General features: G+C 20.6%; 4 protein-coding genes. 1 reads left to right on the plus strand and 3 read right to left on the minus strand.

All coding sequences use genetic code 11. The features are described 5' to 3' along the window. Positions 1 to 6 precede the first annotated feature (6 nt). Positions 7 to 1,335, minus strand: coding sequence for a nucleoside recognition domain-containing protein (locus G3997_RS07115; RefSeq protein ID WP_296644866.1), 1,329 nt, complete (start codon positions 1,333 to 1,335; stop codon positions 7 to 9). A gap of 141 nt (positions 1,336 to 1,476) precedes the next feature. On the opposite strand from G3997_RS07115, the gene G3997_RS07120 reads away from it, so the two are divergent. Further along, positions 1,477 to 2,589 (plus strand): MGDG synthase family glycosyltransferase, encoded by a 1,113-nt coding sequence (locus tag G3997_RS07120; RefSeq protein WP_296644868.1) that lies wholly within the window; start codon positions 1,477 to 1,479, stop codon positions 2,587 to 2,589. A 25-nt stretch (positions 2,590 to 2,614) separates the two neighbouring features. On the opposite strand, the gene G3997_RS07125 is transcribed toward G3997_RS07120, so the two are convergent. Then, on the minus strand, positions 2,615 to 3,304 hold the full coding sequence (locus tag G3997_RS07125; protein ID WP_296644869.1) for a hypothetical protein: 690 nt from the start codon (positions 3,302 to 3,304) through the stop codon (positions 2,615 to 2,617). 138 nt (positions 3,305 to 3,442) lie between these two features. Continuing rightward, positions 3,443 to 4,255 carry a M23 family metallopeptidase gene (locus G3997_RS07130; RefSeq protein ID WP_296644872.1) on the minus strand — a complete coding sequence of 271 codons (813 nt, stop codon included), beginning with the start codon at positions 4,253 to 4,255 and terminating at the stop codon, positions 3,443 to 3,445. Positions 4,256 to 4,769: the final 514 nt, after the last annotated feature.

Raw genomic sequence — 4,769 nt, forward strand, 5'->3', positions numbered from 1 at the left:
CTATAYTTATATAGTATATATATTGTATAGATAAAATATCATAGCTGATATAAGTAACATCACTATTATCCTTTGTATATATGAAATAAAAAAATCTATTTTTTTTATAGGTATATTAGTATTGTGTAAATATATAATATTAGTGCTTAAGCTTGTACATTTTAATACACAAATTATTCCAACTAATAATTTACTAGTATATTCTATGTTTTTATTTAATGATTCTATCGCTATTACATCATTAAATAATCCATTTACTATAAATATACTTATATCATCTATATTATTAAACTTTAAAACTTCTAATATATTAGAAAAAATTATTTTTAAATTATATATTACATCTATATTTTTCATTATTATATCGACTAAATAAATTACTAAAACTAAATTTGGTATTAAATGAATTATTATAAGTATTGATTGTTCTAAATTTATTATTATTAATTTAAATATATTTATATCTTCTTTATTTTCTATATACTTGTTTATAGACTTATTTAATTTATCAGTTTTAAAATATGTTTCTTTATAATTTGTTTTTATATAATATGATTTTTTCTTTTTATTTATTGGATATAATCTGCACGATATAATATTTGTTAAAGTTAATATAAATACTGATAAAATTAAAAAATTCATTTTATTTAGATTAAATTCATCTGATACATAATTAATTACTGAAATTGATGCTATAGAAAAATTTAATATTATTATGCAAGCTTCATTTTGTCTAATTCTTCCTTTTTGATATAATAAGTTAGTCATGAAATATCCACAAAAGCAATCATTAAATATATACATAATTATATTTAATACACATTTTCCACTTAATTTAAATGTCTTCTTCATGAATTTATGACAATACGCTTCCACTATATCTAAAAGCCCAAAATCTAATATAAATGCTATAAATATAGCACTTAAAGGTAGTACTGTTACTAAATTTAATATAGTTTCTTCTAAAATTAAAGAAACATTATCATCTAATAAAATTATTGAGTTATTATTGTAAAATATGCTTATTGTTATGAATATACTAAAGATTCTAAGATATGAGTACGCCTTAGTTAATTTATTTTTATGACTTGATATTATTGATTTGACTACTCCAATGATTAGATATACTATGGTACAAATTTGTAAGAATCCTCTATAGTTTATTTGTAAATTATATGCTATATGATGTAATATAGTTTTTGTTTGATTATTTATATTTATTGGAATGAAAAATACTATAATTCCTATTAACGAATATATTGCTATTTTGGTTTTTTCAAAAAAATTATCTATATTTATATCTTTTAATTTTATTTCATTCGATGTATTTTCCATATAATTCACCTCTATATATTTTTTCAACTTTAAGTAAATATTTCCTCTATTTTAATAATAAGTTTTATTACTATTGCCTAAAATAATATATAGATGTATAATACTATAATTAACATATTTGAGAAATTAAGGAGATAGTCAATGAGTATTAATAATAAAACAGTATTAATTCTTACAGCTCAATTTGGAGCAGGTCATATAAGTGCTGCAAAAGCTATAAGGGATTATATTCTGGATGAATATGGTAATTGCAACATAATTATAGAAAATTTTATAGATGCTAGTGTACCTATTATGAATAAGCCTATGGTAAAGCTTTACGAAAACAATACTAAATATACACCTGGATTATATAATTATTATTATTATTTTAAAAAATCTTTTGATCCTAGACATGATCTATCTCACAAATTATATACACCTAAGCTTATTGAATATATTCTTGAGATTAATCCAGACTTAATTATATCTACATTTCCTCTTGCAGCAGCTTGTGTTTATAACTTTAAAGAAAAGTATAAAAATATACATATTCCCTCATTAACAGTTATAACAGATGTTGTAGATAGCCTAGAGTGGGTTTATCCTAATACAGATATGTACTTTGTACCTTCTTGTGAAATTAAAAATCGATTTGTACAAAAAGGTATACATCCTAATAAGATTAAAGTTACAGGAGTTCCAATTAGTAATATATTTAATGTTAAAGGAAAAGAGATAACTCCTGGAAAATATAAATTATTATTACTAGGTGGTGGAAGAGGTTTATTTGATATAAGTGAATCATTTATGTATTGGATAGATAGTTTCTTAAAAGATTATAAAGATATTTTAGAAGTTACTATAGTTACAGGTAGTAATTCTAAGTTATATCATAATCTTACTGAAAAAAATCCACTTAATAATATTAAAGTTTTAGGTTTTATTAATAATATGCATGAGTTATTAGAAGAAAGCGACTTAATTATAACCAAACCTGGGGGTGCTACTTTATTTGAAGCAATCTATACTAATACTCCAGTTATAGTTAAATCACCTAAAGTAGGTCAAGAAATAGAAAATGCAAAGTTTATAATTGATAAAGGTATTGGATTAATTTATAATGATGAAAAAGATTTAGAAAGTATTTTTTATAAAATAATCGATAAGGAATTTGAACCTTTAATATCTTTTATGAAAGAAAATATGAATGAATTTAAAAAATCTATACATCCAGATAAAATCTGTGATTATATTATTGAAATAATAAAATAACAAGAGTAATACTCTTGTTATTTTATTATTTATTCAAATTTTTATATTTTTCTATATCTATTATACTCCCATCTCTAGATGATTTTTTTATTCTAGATACTTTACTTTTTATTTTTATATTATTCTTTATATTAGACATTAATTTAGATGTCAGGTACATCTCTCTGATCATAAAAGCTATATTAACTATAATTTGTATAATGTTGGTATTTTCATAATTTGTAAATCCTAAGCTATATATTGAAATTATTCTTATAAATATTAATGATGCTAGATGCATTATAATTAAGTAAGATATTCTTTTTAAATCATAGTCTAGGTTAGATTTTTTTATATTATTAAATATTCTTAGATTATTATCTCCTTTACATATTCTTATATCTATATACATTAACTTTAGTATATTTTTATGTAATAAAAGTGAAAAAATAATAATTAGAGTTAGCATTATCATACAATATGTATCATATACATACATATCAAATCCAGGTTTAATATTTTGTCTAAATAATGACATTAAAATATATATACTAGAAAATATTATCCCACTTAAATTTATCCTTGATTCATTATTCTTAGTTGTTATAGTATAAATTCCTATAATTAATACTAATGCTAATAGAAGATAGTTATTTATAGGATAATTTATAAAATTAAATAACAGTATTGGAGATATTATATATACTATTGAATCAGATAATAGTTTATTCTTCAAAAATTTACCCCCTTTATTAATTAACATCGACTTATTTTCTTAATAATATAATTCTACTTAATATATAATACACCTTCTTAAACTTTATTTTATATATGTACTAAATTACTATAAATATTTTAATTTTAAATCTATTATCTATTTAATAATTTCTATAGGATTTATATTTTCTTCATTTACAATAGTTTCAAAATGAAGATGATTTCCTGTAGAATTTCCAGTTGTACCTACTTTTGCAATAACCTGACCAGTTTTTATAATATCTCCTTCCTCAACTAAATTAGAATTATTATGTGCATATAAAGTTATTTTTCCATCAAAATGTTTTAGTTTTATTACATTTCCATATCCATTCATTATACCTGAAAATAAAACTATACCATCATCACAAGCTAATATATCAGTATCTTGAGGCGCTGGTATATCTATACCTTTATGAAAACTTAACTTTCCTGAAATCGGATGAATCCTTTCTCCAAATGGAGAGCTTATCTCATTATAAGACTTAATAGGCCATATTCCATTTGTATATTCAATATTCTTTAATCTAAGTTCTTCTAACTTTTCAGATTCTATCTGCTTTTCTAATTTAGTATATTCATCTATGTATTTATCTAATTCTTCCTCTAGTTCATATTTTTCTGATATTAAACTCTCTATATTTAAATTTGTTATATTCTTTTTCGAAAATGTAGTATTATCAATAAAGCTTACAGTTACAACTTCTACCTTATTATAAGTATTATTTTCTTCTTTATATAGTGAGCTTATTTTGTTATCTAATTCATTTATTTCTAAATTTAACTTTCTTTGATTCTCCTTATTTTCAATTAGTAAGTCTATTTTATTTTCTACCTCAACAGCATGAATTGTAAAGTCTTTAACTTGATATATAAATATTCCTAAAGCTAAAGTTATGAAAATTATAATAAACTTTATATTTTTATTCATATATTTTTCCTCCTTTTACCATTATTAATATTAACAATATTTAAAATTTTATTACATATTTTTTGTAGTAACATAATTTATAAATTTAAATATTATATATTATTAATAATTTTATTTATTATTAAATAATAATGGAGGTTGTATAATGTTTAAAAACTATGGCTTATTATTTGGTATTATAGCCTCAGTGTTTATATCACTTTATTTACTCATGTATATACTTAGAAATATTTATTATAGTTTTGAAAACAAAACTTTAAGAGCATTTATAAATAAGCTATTACCCATAGTATCAAAATACAATTCTTTATTTTTAATATTAGGTTTTATAAGTACTTTACTTCATATATTATTCTATATATTTACAGATATCTCTATTCTTAATACAGGTTACGTCCCTTTATTTATCTTACTTATTATAATAAAATTCACTTTTTTTAATTCTAAGAAATATAACTATACTTATAAATTAAATATTTTTTCATATTTACTTTTATTATCACTTATTATTCAT

The sequence above is a fragment of the Romboutsia sp. 13368 genome, assembly GCF_018336475.1.
Lineage (GTDB): Bacteria > Bacillota > Clostridia > Peptostreptococcales > Peptostreptococcaceae > Romboutsia.

What these genes read in the sequence shown, in the direction of transcription:
- G3997_RS07115 (WP_296644866.1), bottom strand. Translation starts at nt 1,335, where the DNA reads ATGGAAAATACATCGAATGAAATAAAATTAAAAGATATAAATATAGAT.
- G3997_RS07130 (WP_296644872.1), bottom strand. Translation starts at nt 4,255, where the DNA reads ATGAATAAAAATATAAAGTTTATTATAATTTTCATAACTTTAGCTTTA.
- G3997_RS07120 (WP_296644868.1), top strand. Translation starts at nt 1,477, where the DNA reads ATGAGTATTAATAATAAAACAGTATTAATTCTTACAGCTCAATTTGGA.